The organism is Ilumatobacter fluminis (assembly GCF_004364865.1).
GTDB classification, from domain to species: domain Bacteria; phylum Actinomycetota; class Acidimicrobiia; order Acidimicrobiales; family Ilumatobacteraceae; genus Ilumatobacter; species Ilumatobacter fluminis.
The window spans coordinates 2864926-2882557 of the sequence record NZ_SOAU01000001.1; the positions used below are offsets into that span (position 1 = coordinate 2864926).

General features: G+C 68.4%; 13 protein-coding genes and 1 tRNA gene. 4 read left to right on the forward strand and 10 right to left on the reverse strand.

The window, feature by feature from the left end; genetic code table 11:
• Positions 1 to 21: 21 nt before the first annotated feature.
• Positions 22 to 645, reverse strand: coding sequence for a helix-turn-helix transcriptional regulator (locus tag BDK89_RS13000; protein ID WP_133869347.1), 624 nt, complete (start codon positions 643 to 645; stop codon positions 22 to 24).
• A 256-nt stretch (positions 646 to 901) separates the two neighbouring features.
• On the opposite strand from BDK89_RS13000, the gene BDK89_RS13005 reads away from it, so the two are divergent.
• Positions 902 to 2305 carry a COG1470 family protein gene (locus BDK89_RS13005; protein ID WP_133869348.1) on the forward strand — a complete coding sequence of 468 codons (1404 nt, stop codon included), beginning with the start codon at positions 902 to 904 and terminating at the stop codon, positions 2303 to 2305.
• Between the two features lie 204 nt (positions 2306 to 2509).
• Here BDK89_RS13005 and BDK89_RS13010 read toward each other — a convergent pair whose 3' ends face one another.
• From BDK89_RS13010 to BDK89_RS13020, 3 genes are all read right to left on the reverse strand, one after another.
• Positions 2510 to 4702 (reverse strand): choice-of-anchor D domain-containing protein, encoded by a 2193-nt coding sequence (locus BDK89_RS13010; protein WP_133869349.1) that lies wholly within the window; start codon positions 4700 to 4702, stop codon positions 2510 to 2512.
• Between the two features lie 98 nt (positions 4703 to 4800).
• Positions 4801 to 5841: a phosphotransferase family protein gene (locus BDK89_RS13015; RefSeq protein WP_133869350.1), complete on the reverse strand. Its 1041-nt coding sequence runs from the start codon at positions 5839 to 5841 to the stop codon at positions 4801 to 4803.
• A 61-nt stretch (positions 5842 to 5902) separates the two neighbouring features.
• The gene (locus BDK89_RS13020) at positions 5903 to 7129 is read right to left on the reverse strand and encodes a PLP-dependent lyase/thiolase (protein WP_133869351.1); all 1227 of its coding nucleotides are present in this window, start codon (positions 7127 to 7129) and stop codon (positions 5903 to 5905) included.
• Positions 7130 to 7291: 162 nt separating this feature from the next.
• Between BDK89_RS13020 and BDK89_RS13025 the strand changes: the two genes are divergently transcribed.
• Positions 7292 to 8491 carry a L,D-transpeptidase gene (locus BDK89_RS13025; RefSeq protein WP_133869352.1) on the forward strand — a complete coding sequence of 400 codons (1200 nt, stop codon included), beginning with the start codon at positions 7292 to 7294 and terminating at the stop codon, positions 8489 to 8491.
• Positions 8492 to 8515: 24 nt separating this feature from the next.
• Here the strand turns inward: BDK89_RS13025 and BDK89_RS13030 are convergent, their stop codons facing one another.
• The 5 genes from BDK89_RS13030 to BDK89_RS13050 all read right to left on the reverse strand — a co-directional run bounded on the left by BDK89_RS13030 (position 8516) and on the right by BDK89_RS13050 (position 12747).
• Positions 8516 to 9172 (reverse strand): hypothetical protein, encoded by a 657-nt coding sequence (locus tag BDK89_RS13030; protein ID WP_133869353.1) that lies wholly within the window; start codon positions 9170 to 9172, stop codon positions 8516 to 8518.
• Between the two features lies 1 nt (position 9173).
• On the reverse strand, positions 9174 to 10697 hold the full coding sequence (locus BDK89_RS13035) for a pyridoxal-phosphate dependent enzyme (RefSeq protein ID WP_243839164.1): 1524 nt from the start codon (positions 10695 to 10697) through the stop codon (positions 9174 to 9176).
• Positions 10698 to 10748: 51 nt separating this feature from the next.
• A complete protein-coding gene (locus BDK89_RS13040) occupies positions 10749 to 11120 on the reverse strand; it encodes a hypothetical protein (RefSeq protein ID WP_133869354.1) in 372 nt (123 codons plus the stop codon).
• 177 nt (positions 11121 to 11297) lie between these two features.
• Positions 11298 to 11993 carry a ZIP family metal transporter gene (locus BDK89_RS13045; protein WP_133869355.1) on the reverse strand — a complete coding sequence of 232 codons (696 nt, stop codon included), beginning with the start codon at positions 11991 to 11993 and terminating at the stop codon, positions 11298 to 11300.
• A 91-nt stretch (positions 11994 to 12084) separates the two neighbouring features.
• Positions 12085 to 12747: a DUF2461 domain-containing protein gene (locus tag BDK89_RS13050; RefSeq protein ID WP_133869356.1), complete on the reverse strand. Its 663-nt coding sequence runs from the start codon at positions 12745 to 12747 to the stop codon at positions 12085 to 12087.
• Positions 12748 to 12806: 59 nt separating this feature from the next.
• On the opposite strand from BDK89_RS13050, the gene BDK89_RS13055 reads away from it, so the two are divergent.
• Positions 12807 to 15230 carry a helicase HerA-like domain-containing protein gene (locus BDK89_RS13055; protein ID WP_133869357.1) on the forward strand — a complete coding sequence of 808 codons (2424 nt, stop codon included), beginning with the start codon at positions 12807 to 12809 and terminating at the stop codon, positions 15228 to 15230.
• Between the two features lie 204 nt (positions 15231 to 15434).
• On the opposite strand, the gene BDK89_RS13060 is transcribed toward BDK89_RS13055, so the two are convergent.
• Positions 15435 to 15508 (reverse strand) — tRNA-Leu (locus tag BDK89_RS13060).
• 64 nt (positions 15509 to 15572) lie between these two features.
• Between BDK89_RS13060 and BDK89_RS13065 the strand changes: the two genes are divergently transcribed.
• A complete protein-coding gene (locus BDK89_RS13065; RefSeq protein WP_133869358.1) occupies positions 15573 to 17606 on the forward strand; it encodes a putative bifunctional diguanylate cyclase/phosphodiesterase in 2034 nt (677 codons plus the stop codon).
• Positions 17607 to 17632 lie beyond the last annotated feature (26 nt).

Here is a 17632-nt window from a genome sequence, read left to right on the forward strand (position 1 = left end):
GTCGCAGCCGACCGCCGTCGGTCAGATGATGCCGGCCTTCATCGCGTACGCGACGGCGTGCGACCGGTTCTTCAAATCCAGCCGGCTCGTGAGCTCGTGGATGATGTTCTTGATCGTGCGTTCGCTGTACGCCATCGACGCTGCGATCTCGGCCGTGTCGTAGCCGTCGGCCAACAAGCGCAGCACCTCGACCTCGCGCTCCGACATCCCCTGCGGACCGAGGCCGCGCGGGGCCAGGACGTCTCGCTGCAGACGGTTCATCTGGTGGAGCAACTTGCCCAACAGGTCGGGAGCCATCGCCCCTTCACCACGGGCGACGAGTTCGACGACCTCGGACAGGCGCTCCGGCGATGCCTCCCTCCGACGGAGCACGGCGCGAGCATCGCACTCGACCGCACGCAGCAGTGCCGCCTCGTCGAGGTTCGTGGCGACGAGCACGATGCGCGGGCAGCCGTCGCGCTGGATGCCCCTGACCGTTCGGGCAGCGGCGTCGTCGATCTCGTCGACCACGACGACGGACACGTCGGCGTCGTCGATGAAGCGCTCGTCGACGACGGAGATGCGCGGCCGGCCCCGGATCTGCGCGGCCACACCGGCCTGCGAGATCGGATCGCTCGCGTACACGAAGACCCCGACTCGGTCCATAGGTTCCCAACCCTTCGTTCGGAGCCGGCTCCACACCGGCGTCGGCCGACACCGTCCCACGCGCCCCGCACCGGCCGCGCAACGACCGCGCAACGAGCCTGCTGACGCCGCCTGCGAGCGACCGGCCCGACGTTCTCGGCGTGGCCGTCGACTCGTGGAGCAGCTCCCCAACGGGCGGGACGCGAGTGCCCGAACGGGCAGCGGAGCGACCACATCTCCGCCCGACCGCACCGCGCCGGCTCCGTACCGTGATCTCATGGGCGCCAGTGCAGCTTTCGATCGTCCCACGCTCCCGGTCGAACCGGGCGCGTCCGCCGAGGTACGCCTCCGGGTCCGGAACACCGGCGACGTCGTCGACTCGTTCACGTTCGAATCGGTGGGCATCGCACCGAACTGGGTGACGTTCGAACCCGTCGAGGTCCGCTTGTTCCCCGAGACGGAGGAGTTCGTGACGGTCCGCGTGTCGCCGCCACGCGCCTCCGACACGCCGCTGGGCGAGCTGACCTTCGCCGTCCGGGTCATCTCGGCCGAGGACCCCGACGGATCCGTCGCCGAGGAACTCACGCTCGTCATCGGCGACTTCGGGCAGCGATTCGGCGAGCTGCACCCGAAGACGTCGACCGGGCGGACCAAGGGCGTTCACGAACTCGCCGTCGACAATTTCGGCAACACCGAGATCACCCCGAGTTTCGAGGGGATCCAACCCGACGGCCTGCTGACCGTCGAGATCAAGCCACCCTCGGTCGAGGTCGCGCCCGGCACGGCTGCCCTCGCGACGGTGACGGTACGGCCACGCAAGCGGTTCTGGCGCGGCCAGCCGAAGTCGATCCCGTTCCAGGTCGTCGTCCAGGAAGGCGAGGACGAACCGCAGCTGATCGATGCGAACTTCCTCCAGCAGCCGATGGTGCCGAAGTGGTTCTGGAAGGCGTTGCTCGCTCTGCTGGCGCTCCTGATCCTGCTGTTCCTGCTGTGGAAGCTGCTGCTCGAGCCGTCGGTCGAGTCGACGGCACGTGACTCGGCGGAGGAGGTCGTCGACGAGAAGATCGCCGAGGCGGTCGACCCGATCGAACAGCGCCTCGACGAGGCCGGAATCCCCGAAGCGGGAGCCGGTGACGGTGGAGGAGGCGGTGGTGGCGGTGGCGGTGAGACCACCGCGCCGACGACGGCGGCTCCGACGACCGCTCCCCCGGTCGTGGTGCCGGTGACGACCGCCCCGCCCGGGCCGACGACGACGCCGGCCCCCGGCGAGACGACCACCACGACCAGCACCACGATCGCCCCGATCACCGAGACCGGGCCGTTCGACTTCCGGATCGAGGTGTTCGACCAGCCCGGCGGCGCCGGCACGAACTCGTCGCAGAACGTCTCCGCCGGCACGCAACTCGAGGTCACCGACATCGTGTTCCAGAACCCGACCGGGGCCTCGGGCGAGATCATCGTCAGCCGGTCGGGCAGCCCACTGTTCACGGTGAACATGGCGAACTTCCGCGACCTCGACTACCACTTCGTGGCCCCGTTCGTCTTCGACGCCGGTGAGTCGATCGATGTCCAGGTCGTGTGCGCCACCGCCGGCACCATCGAGCCACGGCGAGACGAACCGAGCCCGGGCGCCTGCCGAGCCGCCGTCCTCTTCGCCGGCTACTCCACCACCACCAGCTGAGTCGCAACCCCACCCCGGCCCGGCCACCAGGCGATTCAATTCACCAGGCGTCCACCACCACCCACCACCCCGGACACCCAGGCGATTCAATCCACCAGGCGTCCACCACCACCCACCACCCGTGGGCACCCAGGCGATTCAATCCACCAGGCGTCCACCCCCCGGACACCCAGGCGATTCAATCCACCAGGCGTCCGCCTGGGATCAGCGGGAGACGTGATTGCGAGCGAGGCGGTCGAGGGTGGCCAGGTTGCCCTGGGGACGCATCGGCGAGGGGACGATCCGGAGATCGGCGGGCTCGGCGTCGTAGTCGACCGTCGCCACGTCGTCGGCCTGCACGACGCCCTGGGGCGTGCCGTCCAGGACGAGCCACTGCACGACGAAACGCCCGCCTGCGTCGGTGGATGCCGACTGCGGCGGCGAACCGGCCAGGCTGACCTGCACCGACGTCGACGCCGGATACCCCGTCCCCGTGACCGACACGACCTGGCCACCACCGGCGACCTCCGGCGACACCTCGAGTTCGACCTCGTAGCGGCCCGCTCCCCGCAGTGGTGCGGCGGCGAAGGTCCCACTGGTCCCCGACGCCGAGACCGCAGCCGAGCGTGATCCGCCGGCCGTCGGCGTGAAACGGATCTCGAGCGGGCACGACGCACCCGGCGCGAGGGCCTCGTCGGTACATCCGTCGTCGATGATGGAGAAGTCGGCGGTCGCCACACCGGCGATCCCCACCGATTGCACCGTCACGGCGATGTCGCCCACGTTCGTCACCGTGGCATCCCGGGTCGGGGCGGCCTGTCCGACGACCGACGAGTCGAACACGATCGGACTCGGCGTGATCGACAGTCCCACGTTCTGCGGCGTCCCGGGTTGCGTCGTCGTGGTCACCGTCGAAATCGTCGTCGTCGTGACGCGGGGCGGCGGTGTCCCCGGGTCGAACGAACCGATGAGGCGGCCGGTCGCGAGGAGCGGAATACCGGGATACGAGTTGTCCCGGACGCGCAACTCTCCGGTCGACTGGCCTTGCGTCTGGGCGAGAAAGCGAACGGTCACCTGACACGACTGGCCCGGGTGGAGCACCGCCGGGCAGTTCTCGGACCGGACCTGGAACGGCCCTGTGGACTCGATCGCTGTGACGCGCCAGCCCGACGGCCCGACGTTCGTCACGGTGCTCGTCCGATCGGTCGGTCCCGGCACCGTGCCGTAGTCGATGGACTGCACCGTGAGCACGGGTCGTCGCTCTCGGACCAACGCCTGTCGTTGCTGGAAGCGACCGATCTCGCCGGGCTGGTCGACGTACAGGAACGGATACGGGCTGATCCAACCCACCCATCGTCCGTGTTCGGACACCACCGGGTCGGAGGCGGTCACGAACGAGTTGACGCCGGGCAACGTGTAGCTGACGAACTCGGCCGGGGTCGACGTCGCCCATCGGTCTCCGGACGTCGTGATGTAGACGTAGCTGTTGTCCCCGCCGAAGAGTCGATAAGCGAGGTGTCGCCCGTCGTTGCTGAGGTAGGCGTCGGACGCCGGCAACACCGGGCGGTTCTGACCGGCGGACCGGTCGAGCACCGTGATCGTCCCGAGTTCGTAGTTGCGATACGCGACGAGCGTCGCGTCACCCGACATCGACACGCGGTTGGCCGTCGAGGCGATGCCCTGGAACGAACCGCTGGCCACATCGACGATGTACAGCTCGGAGAAATCGAGTCCACCGAAGCTGTTCGGACCGGCGCCGGCGATCGCCGCCAGCGTCGCCCCGTTGTCGGAGATCGCCAACTCCGCTGCGCCCCAACCCTGGGAGGGCAGCGGCAGCAGCGCTTCCGTGGCGAGCGCATCACCGTTCAGTGTGTAGACGAAGATGCCGTCGGCGGCCGGGAACGCGATCACCGAGCCATCGGCGTCGACGGCGGCGGAGCCGAGGATCTGCCGGTCCGCGTACCCGAGGAACGTCGAGTTGCCGGAACACCGGTTGAAGCGCACGAGTGGGTACAGCGAGCGGTCGGAGATCGGGATGGGCGGCATCCTGAAACCGATCACGCAGCCGTCGTCGCTCAGGCCGTGAAAGCGCCCGTTCGGCGGGTTCGGCACCGCCACCGACGGTTCGGTCCGCACCCGCATGAGTGGGCTGATCGTCTCGTTCGGCGAGTACTCGTACGACACGACGTGACCGAGCGCCGACATCGACGGGTTCTCGGCGTCGGTGAACAGTGGGCTTCCCGACGGTTCGTACGACGCCAATTCGGCGGGGACGAACGGGTCTTGTGCGTCGACCGGGCCGGTGCCGCCCGTCACCGAAGCGACGGCGACGCCGGCAAGCGCCGCCGCGGCCACCGCGACGCGCACCCGCGACGACGTTCCGGCGTTGCCGCCCCGCGTGCGTCGGCCCAGTGCCACACATCAACGGTACGGCAGCACGGTTCGGCGAGCCACCGGATTGGCCCCGACGTCGGCAAGTGTGCCCGAACGGGCACCGGTGGCGGTCGCCGCCCGGTTCAGATCTCGGCGGCGCGCTCGGCGGAGACGTCGAGCGACAACCCGATGCGTGCGAACAGGGCGTCGAGGTCGACGCCCTCGGTGCTCTTCTGACCGGCTCGGTAGCGGGCGTACACACCGTGGAGGATGCAGGCCGTCTTCCAGGCGTTGAACGCACGGTAGAACGCCAGGTCGGACAGGTCGGCGCCGGTGGCCTCGGCGTACCGGGCGATGAGGTCGTCGCGGCTCGGGAAGCCGGGCAGTGCCGTTGCCGGATCCGCCCCGTAGACGCCCGCATCGCCGGGCTCGACCCAGGCGTTGATGGAATAGGCGAAGTCGGCCAGCGGGTCGCCGAGCGTGGCGATCTCCCAGTCGAGCACGGCCGTGACCTCGCCATCGGGCGAGAACATGCAGTTGTGCGGACCGAAGTCGCCGTGCACGACCCGCGCCGGACCCTGCTCGGGCAGGTTGGCATTGAACAGCTCGTGCAACTCGTGGGCGCGGGGATCGTCGTGCTCGGCAAACGGCACCGACGCGGTCCACGATCCGTACCACGTCTTGAGCTGGCGGGCGACGTAGCCGTCGGGGCGGCCGAGCTCGGCGAGCCCGACGTCGGTCGGTTCGATCGAGTGCAGTGCTGCGAGCGTGTCGATGAACGATTCGCCGGCCCGTTTCCGGGCGGCTTCGGGCAACCAGTCGCGCACCTCGGCGCCCGAGTACAGCGCCGCGCCGTCGACCTTGCCCATCACGTAGAAGTGGACCTCGCACAGCTCCCGGTCGTCGACGTAGGCGATCGGTTCGGCGACGGGAACGGCGGTGGGCCACAGCCCGTCGATGATCCGGTACTCGCGCCACATGTCGTGCGCTTTGGGGAGCAGCTCGCCCTGCGGCGGACGACGGATCACCAACTCGCGACCGTCGGCCGAGGTGAGCAGGTACGTCAGGTTCGAGTGTCCACCCGGCAGCCGTGTCCAGGTGAACGGACCGGTGACGTCCGTGGCGGTCGGGAGCCAGCGTTCGATGGCGATCGGGTCGAAACCGACGACGTCGGAGTGGGTCATGCGTGCCAGCGTGCCATCACCGTCACAGCTCGGACGAAACGGGCGCCCGCGAACCTCCTGGTCAGCGGGCGACACCCGACATCACGACGACGACGTGTTCGTGCACGTGCAGTTCGTCGGCGATGGTGAGTACGCCGGCGAGCCCCGCCGACCCGGTGGCGCTGACCCGATAGCCGGCATCGGTCGCGAGGCGGTGAGCCCGCTCGATGTCGGATTCGGCGGCAACGATCGGGCGGCCGTTCGACTCGACCATGCCATCGAAGTCGGCGATCCAGTCATAGGTCTCGTCGTCGAGGATCCCGTCGGCGAGCGACTGCGGGTCGGCCCACGGGCGCATCACCTGCGACCAGTAGCGGTGGGGCTGGTCGATCGCGGTCGCACGTTCCCATGCCTCGGCCAGTGGGGCACACCCCTCGGCCTGGACCGTGTCGAGCCGGACCGAGCGTCCGAGGCCGGCGCCGACGGATGCGGCGAACGCGCCGCCGCCCACCTGGATCACGACCCGGTCGAGTTCGACGCCCGCCGCAGCGGCCTGGTCAGCGATCTCCCATCCGATGGTGCGGCCGCCGTCGAGGCAGTAGGCGTTCTCGGGTCCCTGCACGGTGAACGGGATCGCCCCCTGATCGCGCGCTTCTCGGAACCGCAGCATCGCCGGATCACCGGGCGGATCGTCGTCGCGGCGTTCGCACCGGTGGATCCGTGCACCGAGGCCGTCGAGACGTTCGCCGAACGCGTCGTCCATCCAGGTCGGCACGTAGACGTCGAGCGGCCAGTCGGCTTCGGCCGCGAGGGTCGCCGCGGCGAGGGCGGCGTTGCCGCACGAGGCGATCGCGAGCGGCTGTCGGTTCTTCGACATGCGAAGCCGCTCGGCGGCCTTGAGATGGAGCAGGATCGATGCCAGATGACGTGCCTTGTGCGAACCGGCGACGTTGCCCGTCTCGTCTTTCACCCACACACCCGTGCCGACGTCGGCCGAGAGTGCGTCCGAACGCTCGAACGGGGTCACACGGAACGCTCCGGCGACCTCGTTCGTCAGGGCGACACACGCATCGACGGTCATGCCGTTGGCGCGGGCGAACGCCCACCAGGCGAGGCGCGGGCCATACCGAAGGAACGGGTTCTCGTCGTCTGCAGCACCGAGTTCGTCGGGGACGATCGAGGCGTCGACGTCGAGCAGGTGCAGCACGTGGTACGGATCGGCGGTCGTCGCACGGGGGCAGCGCCACGTGAACGGTTCGGCGATGTCGACGGTGGTACCGCACACGGCACACCGCCACCCGGCGATCACGTCCACCCCCGTGTGTGCGCGGCCGTCCGATGTTCGTGCTGAGACATGGCCGACACCCGCATCACCGTCCACCGTAGCGACCCCGTCGGCGAGCGACCTGAGGAGAACGTCACATCGGGCCGCGGCCACCTCCGACGGGCGCGCCACTAGCGTCGATGCGATATGACCACCCGCCGTATCGCCGCCATCGGCGCCGTCGTCGTCGCGTTCTCGAGCTGTTCGGCGACGCTGCCCTCGACGGGCGACGACCTCGATCCGGTCGTCGACGAGACGACGGCCGACACCGATCCGACCGCAACCGCTGGTTCCAACACGTCGCGCCCTGACGCGACGTCGACCGCTCCGGCGACCACGACCACGGTGCCGGCGACCACGACCACCGTGCCGGCGACGACGAGCACGACCACCAGCACCACGACGAGCACAACCACCAGCACCACGACCACGACGACGCTCCCCCCGCTCGACGTCTACGACGCTGCCTGCGTCGTCCAGGTCGCGCCGGGCGAAGGGCTGCTCGAGATCGTCGACCGGTTCGACGACGACACCGTCGACATCGACACGGTCAAGGCGGAGAACGGTCTCGACACCGATGTGCTCGAACCGGCACAGCTGCTCGACGTGTGCGTCGACAACGGGCTGAACGACATCGACGGGTCGACCCGTACCGAGCGCAACGCCGTGCTCGTGCAGCGTGAGGTCGAGGTGCAGCAGGCCAAACTGAACGAGCTGTTCGCCGGATACGGCATCCGCGAACTGCTCGTCGACGGCATCTCGGGTCCGGTGACCCGCCAACGTCTGTGTGCGTTCCGCCTCGCGGCCGGCCTCCCCGTCTCCACGGCCGACATGGTCGCCGGGAGCGAGGAGGAACAGCTCCTGATGTCGACCGAGACCCTGCCGACGCCGTTCACCTCGGCGTTGCTGGCCGAACGGTGGGTCCTGATCGACGAGACGTGCCAGATCATGTTCGTCGGCCAGGGCACCGAACGACTGCAGTTCGTCTTCCCGACCTCGACCGGCACCGCCGAGTTCGACACCCGCCCCCAGAACCGCAGCCGGGTGTTCAAGTACGACTCCGCCAGCGACAACGGCGGTTGGCACGACAGCACCAGCTACCCGGCCGCCGAGGACAACCCCCTCAACGGCAACATGTACAAGCCGCTCTACTTCGATGGTGGGCAGGCGATCCACGGCGCCAACAACGTGCCGCGCTCCCCCGCCAGCAAGGGCTGCGCCCGCCTGCGGGTCGCCGACATGGATGCGCTCATCGGGTGGCTCGGCCTCGACGACGTGAGCGGCGTCACCTACGACACCGGCCGTATCAATCTGAACGTCAACGTGCAGGGCGCCTGGCAGGGCTGACCAGCGCGGACGCGGCGGGCGACATCACTCGGCCTCGGGCAGCATCAGGAATGCGGCGGCGAAGAAGCAGACGGCGCCGACGAAGGTCCCGAGGTTGACGAGGGTCAGACTCAGCACAGCACCCGTTTCGGGCAACGTCAGCGACGCGATGCCCGAGATCATGAAGACGATGGCACCGACGCCGTTCAGCGCCGCCATCCACCAGTCCGTATCGTCGCGGTCGACCCGCCACGACGTGCCGCACACCGCGGTCCAGCCGAACCACCCGGCGAGCAGGAATGCGACCGACCCGAACATGTCGGGCGCCCACACGAGCCGATTGGTCTGGGCAGCCGACAGCCCGTCGCTCATTGCCTCGAACGTGCTGACGTTGAACAGCACCGTGCCGACGAACTGGATCGTCGCCGCCCAGAACAGCGGGCCCCGGCCGGCGAGTCGCATCCCGGGCGGCTCGACGGCGTCGCCACCGCGAACCGTCCCGACGAGCTGCATCAGTCCGGCCGCGGTGAAGAAGATCGATCCGACGAAGAACGTCGTGCCGACCGCCGACGACGCCACCCGCTGGGCGTAGAGCGGGAACGAGCCGAGTGCGAACAGGGTCGCGCCGACCATGAACGAGATCGCGGTCCACCAGTCGAGGCCGATCTCGGCCCGGCTGTCGAGCCGACGGTGCCAGCGCACGTCAGCCGAGTCGTTCGTTGAACGAGTCGATCATCTCGTCCCACACGCCGACGTAGCGGCGCAGACCCTGCCAGAACGACTGATGGCGGCGCTCCTCGAACAGCTCGAACGGCGTTCCCTGCTGTTCGACCCACGTGTAGTAGCCGAGCTGGAAGACGCGCCTTCGGTCGGCCTCCGACATGTCGATCATGTGATCGGTCGAGGCGCTGGCGAGGTGCTGACCGAACGCCTCGGCGGCGTCGGTGTGGCTGAACTCGCCCCGGTACCGGGTCGTCATGGTCTTGGCGCGCTCGCTCGGGTACATCGCGCCGCCGTCGGTGGCGACGGTGACGATCGCGTCGTCGGGACCGAGGTCGAGCAGCTTGGCCGTCTTGATCGCAGCGAGCACATTGCACGTCGCCGAGAAGCCGAAGTGCGCCATGGCGGCGATCAGACCGTCGTCGATCCCCTTCCGCGAGAGGTACTCCCGGCCGGCGTCGGTGTTCCAGACGACGTCGAGCTCGTCGGTCGCGACATCGCTGATCGCGCACACGACGTCGGTGTTCATCACGTTGTGGATCAGCGGGATGTGCTTGTCACCGATGCCCTGGATGTTGTGCTCGCCGTAGCCGTTCTCGAGCATCGTCGGGCACTCGAGCGCCTCGACGGCGACGATCTTGCTGCCGTAGTCGTCCTTCAGGCGGTCGCCGGCGGCGATGGTGCCGGCCGACCCGGTCGCCGAGGTGAAGGCTGCGAGGCGCAGGTCGCGGCCGCTGGCGTCGCGCACGGTCTCGAACACGTGGCCGAGCGCACGACCGGTGACCGTGTAGTGGCCCAGGTGGTTCCCGAACTCGGAGAACTGGTTGAGGATGAAGTTGCCGGGATCCTTGGCGAGCTCGTTACAGGCGTCGTAGATCTCCTTCACGTTCGACTCGGTGCCGTAGGTGCGGATGACGTCCTCGTCCGGGTTCTCGCACCACCGGTTCAGCCAGTCGAAACGTTCCTGGCTCATGCCTTCGGGCAGGATCGCGACGCCTCGACTCGCCATGATCCGGCTGATCGCGATGCCGCCCCGGGCGTAGTTGCCGGTCGACGGCCAGATCGCACGATGCCGGGTGGGATCGAACTGGCCGGTGACGACCCGAGGGGCGAGACAGGCGTAGGCGGCGAGCACCTTGTGCGCCGTGATCATCGGGAACCGGTCACCGAACGCCACGATGATCGGGCTCTCGACGCCGGTCAGCTCCGTCGGCAGGACCACATGATCGGGTACCGACACGCGCGCTCCCGCGAGGTCGTTGTACCAGTGGACCCGCCACAGGTTGCGGGCGTCTGGCCCCTGCGGGTCGGCGTCGCCGACTCGGTCGTCGTGGGAGAACGTCGACGGGTCGGCGAGCTGGGCGAAGGTCGGGAGTCGGATCCCCCGCTCGCGGAAGCGCTCGACGGAGTTCGCCAACGCCTGCTCGTCGACGATCCGGTCGGCGAGGCCGAACTGGTTCTCGAGTGCGTCAAGGTGTTCGTCGGTGGTGGGGGTCGTTGCCGTCACGTTTGACAGTCTGTCAAAGAACGACGCCGGTGCAACGACGTTCGGCCGGACTCACGCGTCGGGTGAGCTGCGGCGGGCCGTCCGGCGGAGCCGGCGGTTGTTGCGCGGCTCGGTCTTGTTCTTCGCGTCGCCCAACTGCCGGATCATCTCGTCGCGCACGTGGTTGAGCGAGGCGCCGAGGTCGCGCGAATCGTCCTTGGCGACGAACGGGGCGAATCCCGGGATCGTCGCCTCGAGGATCACTCGCTGGCTCGATGTGTCGCGGTCGTGGACGTGGAGGTCGAGGCCGATGCTGTGCCGGTCGAACGAACGGAGTCGGTGGTCGAGCTTCGACCAGTGCTCGATGAGTGCGGCGTACTCGTCCGGGTAGAGCGTGCCGTGCACGGTCAGCGCCTCGGCCACGATCGGGGGATGGTCGGTCATCTCGGAACCTCACTCTCTCCGGAACGCTCCGGGAGTGCTTGTCATGCAAGCACGCACGACGTGCGGTCACGACGGCCGAAGGTCCCAACGACGCACGACGAAGGCCGACGATGGGCGATGGGCGATGAACGGCCGCCGCACTCGATGTCCGGGAACGGAAACCGTCGACGGGCGTGTTCAGAGCGCCGAGAGGCAGAAGCCGAGCACGGTCGCCGCTCCGGCGAGTTGGCCGCCTCGCTGGTAGGCGAACGGAACCAACGAATCGGTGAGCATGGCGAGGATGCCGCCGGCGGCCAGCGCCGCCATGCCTCGTCCCGTCACGGACGAACTGACGTCGGCAGCGAGGTATCCGAGCAGGGCGGCGACCCCGCACGCCGCCACGACCGCGGCCCAGAGCCGACCGAGACGCATCGCGCCCCAACCGCCCGCCGCCAGGTCGGCCGACGGAGCGATCGCCTGGGGGAAGTTCGACACCAGGACGGCGACCATGAAGCTGACGCTGATCGGGACCCCGGCCGCGACCTGGATGCCGAAGATGACCGACTCGGGGACGCCGTCGACGACGGAGCCGACCACGATCCCGAGTGCACCGGCTTCCCCGTCGTCCCCGAACCTGCGCTCGACGAACGCATCGCCGCCGAGGAACACAGCGGCGCCGAGCAACATGAGGCCGACGACCTCCCACTGTTCGAGGCCGTCGGTCTCGGCCAACAGGTCGAACGACACCGACGCCAGCAGCGCACCGGCGCCGAATCCGGCCAGGAGCCCGACGATCGTGCGCGGCACGGTGAACCAGCACACGGCCACGCCGGCCACGAGCAGCGACGATTGCCCGACGAGGCCGAGCAGCAGCGCTTCGAGCCAGCCGCTCACGAGTCCGAGTCGTCAGTGTTGAGAGGAACGACCGTCCCGCATCGATACATCGCGGCGACAGTAGTGATCGAAACAGCCGGCGCCGGACACGTCAGCCGAAGAAGCCCTCGGGTTCGAGGGTGCTCGGCCCGACGTGGGCGTCGAGCCAGTCGTTCAGTGCCCGAGCACCGTCCCAGGTGTCGCGGACCTTAATGGCCGCCTGCTTGGTGTGGATCCACTTGGGTGCGCCGAAGTCCTTTGAGGCCATCAGCCCCTTGCGGCGGATGAGTTCGATGCGTGGGTGATCCTTCGGGAACCCACGCGGGGCGGTCTTCAGCTCGGAGATCGCGCCGATCGAGTACCGCTGCTTCTTCAACGACGACACGATCTCGGCGATCTCGGCACCGGTGTTGTCGGCGTCGACCGCCGACCGGAACCGCGCCAGCTGATCCTTGGCCATGGCGTAATAGCCGGTGCCGCACATCAGACCCTGCGCCGAGATGTGGAAGTAGAAGCCGGCGCCGCCCTCCGACTCGGTGTACGCGCCCTGGTGCGTCTTGTACGGCGGCTTGTTCTTCGAGAACCGAAGATCGTTGTGCGGCCTGAACAGATGGAAGTCGCCGTAGTCGGCGAGTGCCGCGGCCAGCTCGTCGGCCGGCCCACGGACGACCTGCTTGAACCGGTCGCGGTTCGCCTCCCAGAACGCCTTCGAGTTGTCGGCCTCGAGTTGCTCGTAGAACTCGATCGCGTCGTGCGGGATCCCGGAGAACGCCATGTGCCAGACGGTACCGGCTCTGGGGCCGGGGTCCGGGCGAGCAACTACCCTCCCCTGGCATGGCAGAACTGTTCCTGGGTGGTGTCGTCGATCCGGCGACCCACGACCGCACCGGCGACGAGATCCGCATCGACACCGACAAGTTCACGACCCACGGCGTGATCGTGGGCATGACCGGCTCCGGCAAGACCGGGCTCGGCGTCGTCCTCCTCGAGGAGGTCCTCACCTCCGGTCTCCCGACGCTCGTGATCGACCCGAAGGGCGACCTCACCAACCTGTGCCTCACGTTCCCGGGGTTGCAGGCGACCGACTTCCGCCCATGGATCGACGAGGCGCAGGCATCGGCAGCCGGCGAGTCGCCCGACGAGTTCGCTGCGTCGCAGGCCGAACTCTGGACGAAGGGGCTGCTCGGCTGGGGCTTCACCGCCCAGAACATCCAGCAGCTCCGTGACCGAACCGACTTCACGATCTACACCCCGGGGTCGCAGAGCGGCGTCCCGGTCAACATCGTCGGCTCGCTCGAGGCTCCCGCCGACACCAGCGATGCCGAGATCGTCGGCGACGAGATCGAGGGCTACGTCACCGGACTCCTCGCGCTCGTCGGTATCGACGCCGATCCGCTCAGCTCGCGCGAACACATCCTGCTCTCGAACCTGATCAACCACGCTTGGTCACAGGGGCGGTCGCTCGATCTGCCGACGCTGGTCGGGATGGTCGGCAATCCGCCGATCCGCAAGCTCGGCGTGTTCGAACTCGACCAGTTCTTCCCTCCCGACGACCGGATGGGTTTGGCGATGAAGCTGAACGGCCTGCTGGCGTCCCCGTCGTTCGCGGCGTGGGCCGAGGGCCCGTCACTCGACATCCAGTCGATGCTCTACGACGAGAACGGCCGCGGCCGGTGCGCGATCGTCACGACGGCGCACCTGTCGGACGAGGAACGGCAGTTCGTCACCTCGCTGGTACTCGGCAAGCTCGTCACGTGGATGCGTCGCCAATCGGGCACCACCGACCTGCGCGCGATGCTCTACATGGACGAGGTTGCGGGCTACCTGCCGCCGACGGCCAACCCGCCCACGAAGAAGCCGATCATGACGCTGATGAAGCAGGCGCGAGCGTTCGGCGTCGGGGTCGTCCTGAGCACCCAGAACCCGGTCGACATCGACTACAAGGCGCTGAGCAACGCCGGCACGTGGATGATCGGGCGCCTGTCGACCGAGCGGGACAAGGCCCGTCTGCTCGAGGGGCTGACGTCGGCGGCCGGCGGCGTCGACATCGGGGCGGTCGACGACACGATCTCCGGGCTCGGCAAGCGAGAGTTCGTGCTGCGGGTGCCCGGCAAGGACGCCACGTCGGTGTTCACGACCCGCTGGGCGATGTCGTACCTGCGCGGGCCGATGACACGAGATCAGATCAGTTCGCTCATGGCCGACGCTCGCGCCGAGGCGGCCACGTCGACGGCGACGATCCCGACGGCTCCTGCCGTGGCGGACGGGGCCGCCGCAGCCGGCAGCGCCACGCCCGCAGCCGCCGAACCGGAACTGGGCGACGACGAGTCGACCGTCATGCCCGAGGTCACCGACAGCATCCCCGTCCGGTACGTCGATGTCGCGGCACCGTGGATCGCCGACGTCGGTGGGTCCGAACGCGGCAACCGCCTCCAGGCGGCCGTCGTCGCCCGGATCAACCTGCGGTACGACGAGACCAAGGCCGATCTGGTGCACGACGAGGAGTTCGAGTGCGTCATCACGCCGCTCGACGACCACGTCGACGTGACGCAACTCGTCGCGGTCGACTACGACGAGCGAGACCTCCGAACGGCGCCGCCGACCGAGTCGCCCGTGTACGTGATGACGGATGCGAAACTGGCCAACAAGACGTTCTTCAGCGGGATCGAGCGAGACCTCAAAGACCATCTGTACCGCACGATGGAGGTCGAGATCCCCGCCAACACCGAGCTGAAGCTGTACGGCCGCCCGGGCGAGGAGGCCGACGCGTTCGAGGCACGATGCCTGACCCTCGCGAACGACCGCGCCGACGAGGAGATCGCCAAGCTGCGCGACAAGTACGAGGCCAAGGTCGACAAGCTCCGCGACCAGATCGAGGCGGCGGAAGACCGCGTCGACGTGCTCGAGGAACAGGCCAGCTCGAAACGCAACTCCGAACTGCTGTCGACCGCCGGTTCGCTGCTCGGCGGCCTGCTCGGCGGCAAGTCACGAAGCAGCATGTTGGGCAAGCTCGGAACCGCAGCCGGTCGACGTGGCCGGACGAACGCCTCGAAAGAGCGCCTCGACGCGGCCGAGAACAAGGTCGACCGGCTCCAGGAGGACCTCGTCGAACTCGAGGCCGACCTCGCGGACGACATCACCGAGATCGACGCCCGTTGGATGTCGACTGCCAAGGAGATCACCACGTTGTCCGTCGGACTCGAGAAGTCCGACATCTCGGTCGCACAGCTGTCGCTCGCCTGGCTGCCCGTCGACTGACCCGACACCAGGGGGGTGTACCCGAGGACACCCGTTCTTCAAGATCGTCTCAGCTCCGACCGATGACTTGATCAAGCGGTTCGTGACCGCGTTGCCGGGCGGGCAGCGCGGTCACGGATCCGCTCCCTGGGCGGGAGGAGACACCGTGCTGAAGAGCGCCAACGCGGAGACCACGGAACAGCGTCCCGGCTCGACGCGTCACTGTGCCGACGGAGAGACTCGAACTCTCACTGCCGAGGACCTAAACCTCGTGCCTCTGCCAATTGGGCTACGTCGGCGCGTCGCTCAGCGTACGGTGCCGAGCGCTCGATCGCTGTGTCCGTTCGTGTCGGAGAGCCGGTCGTGATCACCCTGACAGAGCCGGGCGGGTCGCTCGTCCGACCGGGCTTCCGAACGATCGTCACCGTCTCGGCGCTCGTCGGCCTCGCGTTCGGCGTCGTCTGGGTCCAGGTGATGACCGAGATCTCGGCACCGATCCGCGGTGGCGACTGGCTGGCGTTCGTGGTTGCAGCCGTGGCGCTCGTCGTCTGCGAGCGAACACCCGCATCCTGGATCCGCTTCGGTCCGATCGGTGTCGTCACGCCGATCTGGCTGTTCGGGTTCGCGATGTTGTTGCTCGGCTCGCCGTCGATCACCATCGGGATCGCCGCGCTCGCCGCCTCGCTCCATGCCGTGCGATACGACGCGCTCCCGAGCGATGTCGTCGCGCGCGTCGCGAGCACGGCGTTCTCGCTTGCGGCGGCCGGGCTCGTCCTCACGACACTCGACCCGACGGACACACCGACCCGACTCGCCGACCGGTCGTGGGCGTGGGCCGGCGCCGTCGCGCTGGCGGGCGTGTCGATCGTCGTCCTCAACGCCTTCACGGCGGCACTCTGGCTATCGGCGCGCCGGCGCACGTCGTTCGTCGCACTCCTACGGCACGGACTCGCAAGCCGGGTCACGGCCGAAGGGGCGCTCTTGTCGCTCGCCCCGGTGTGGGTGATCGCGCTCGATCTCAACCCGGTCCTGCTGCCGCTGCTCGCCATCACCACGATCCTGGTACTGCGGTCGACGCGGCATGCGTTCGAGCGAGCCCACGAAGCACGACACGACCAGCTCACCGGCCTGTTGAATCGTCGGGCCTTCATCAGCGCGGTCGACGACGCACTCGAATCACGACCACGCCGTGCGGTGGTGATGTTGATGGATCTCAACGGCTTCAAGGACGTCAACGACCGCCTCGGTCATCAGATGGGTGACGCTCTCCTGGTGGCGTTCGCGGACCGGCTCGAGTCGGCGCGTCCGGACAACTCGTCGGTGGCACGTCTCGGTGGCGACGAGTTCGCAATCCTCGTCCCCGACCACGACGCCGATCTCGCCGGCCTCGCCGGCCGGTTGCACGCCGAACTCGTTGCGCCGCTGTCGCTCCAGGGCTTTCCGGTCACCGCCGGTGTGAGTATCGGCGTGTCACAAGCGCCCGAGGACGGCATCGCCAGCTCGTCGCTCATCCGTGCCGCCGACATTGCCATGTACAAGGCGAAGCGCACCCGTGCGGCGTTCTCGCTCCACGCCGACTGCGTCGACCTCCCGCAACACGGACGCGCCAACCTGCTCGGCGATCTCAGTCAGGCGCTCGAACGTCACGAGCTCCACGTCAACTTCCAGCCCCAGTTGCACACCCACGACGGAACCGTCGACGCCGTCGAGGCCCTCGTGCGATGGGACCATCCCGAGTACGGCCGCATCCCGCCCGATGAGTTCATCGGGCTCGCGGAGCAGACCGACCTGATTCGTCCGATCACCGACATGGTGCTCCGGTCGGCGACCCAGGGCTTGATGGCGGGCGGTCTGACGACCCGCCTCGCCGTCAACGTGGCGCCGAGAAGTCTCGAAGACCCGATGTTCACCGACCGCTTGTTCGAGATCCTCGCCGAGACCCGTTTCCCGCCGTCGCAGCTCGAGCTGGAGATCACCGAGCGGGCGCTGGCACGCAACGCCGAGCGCACCCGCTACACCGTCGGCAAGCTGCGCGCCCAGGGCGTCCGCATTTCGATCGACGACTTCGGGGTCGGCTATTCGTCGTACCAGACGTTGCGCATGCTCGACGTCGACCGGGTCAAGATCGATCGGGAGTTCGTCCAGGGATTGTTGACGAGCGATCGCGACCGGAAGATCGTCGCCTCCCTGATCGGGCTGGCGCACGAACTCGACCTCGACGTGGTCGCAGAGGGTGTCGAGAGCCAGATGGTGTGGCACGCGCTTCGCGAACTCGACTGCGACGTCGTGCAGGGGTACGGGATCGCCGTTCCGATGACCTACATCGAGCTGCGCACCTGGCTGAGCGATCTCGCCGAGCTGCACGCCTCCAGCACCGCACGTTCGTCGATCGCCTGACGGCGGGTCGTCGAGCCACCGCACGG

Excerpts from the sequence above, each read along its gene's own strand:
- BDK89_RS13000 (WP_133869347.1), bottom strand. The coding sequence starts at position 645 with ATGGACCGAGTCGGGGTCTTCGTGTACGCGAGCGATCCGATCTCGCAG.
- BDK89_RS13005 (WP_133869348.1), top strand. The coding sequence starts at position 902 with ATGGGCGCCAGTGCAGCTTTCGATCGTCCCACGCTCCCGGTCGAACCG.
- BDK89_RS13015 (WP_133869350.1), bottom strand. The coding sequence starts at position 5,841 with ATGACCCACTCCGACGTCGTCGGTTTCGACCCGATCGCCATCGAACGC.
- BDK89_RS13025 (WP_133869352.1), top strand. The coding sequence starts at position 7,292 with ATGACCACCCGCCGTATCGCCGCCATCGGCGCCGTCGTCGTCGCGTTC.
- BDK89_RS13040 (WP_133869354.1), bottom strand. The coding sequence starts at position 11,120 with ATGACCGACCATCCCCCGATCGTGGCCGAGGCGCTGACCGTGCACGGC.
- BDK89_RS13050 (WP_133869356.1), bottom strand. The coding sequence starts at position 12,747 with ATGGCGTTCTCCGGGATCCCGCACGACGCGATCGAGTTCTACGAGCAA.
- BDK89_RS13055 (WP_133869357.1), top strand. The coding sequence starts at position 12,807 with ATGGCAGAACTGTTCCTGGGTGGTGTCGTCGATCCGGCGACCCACGAC.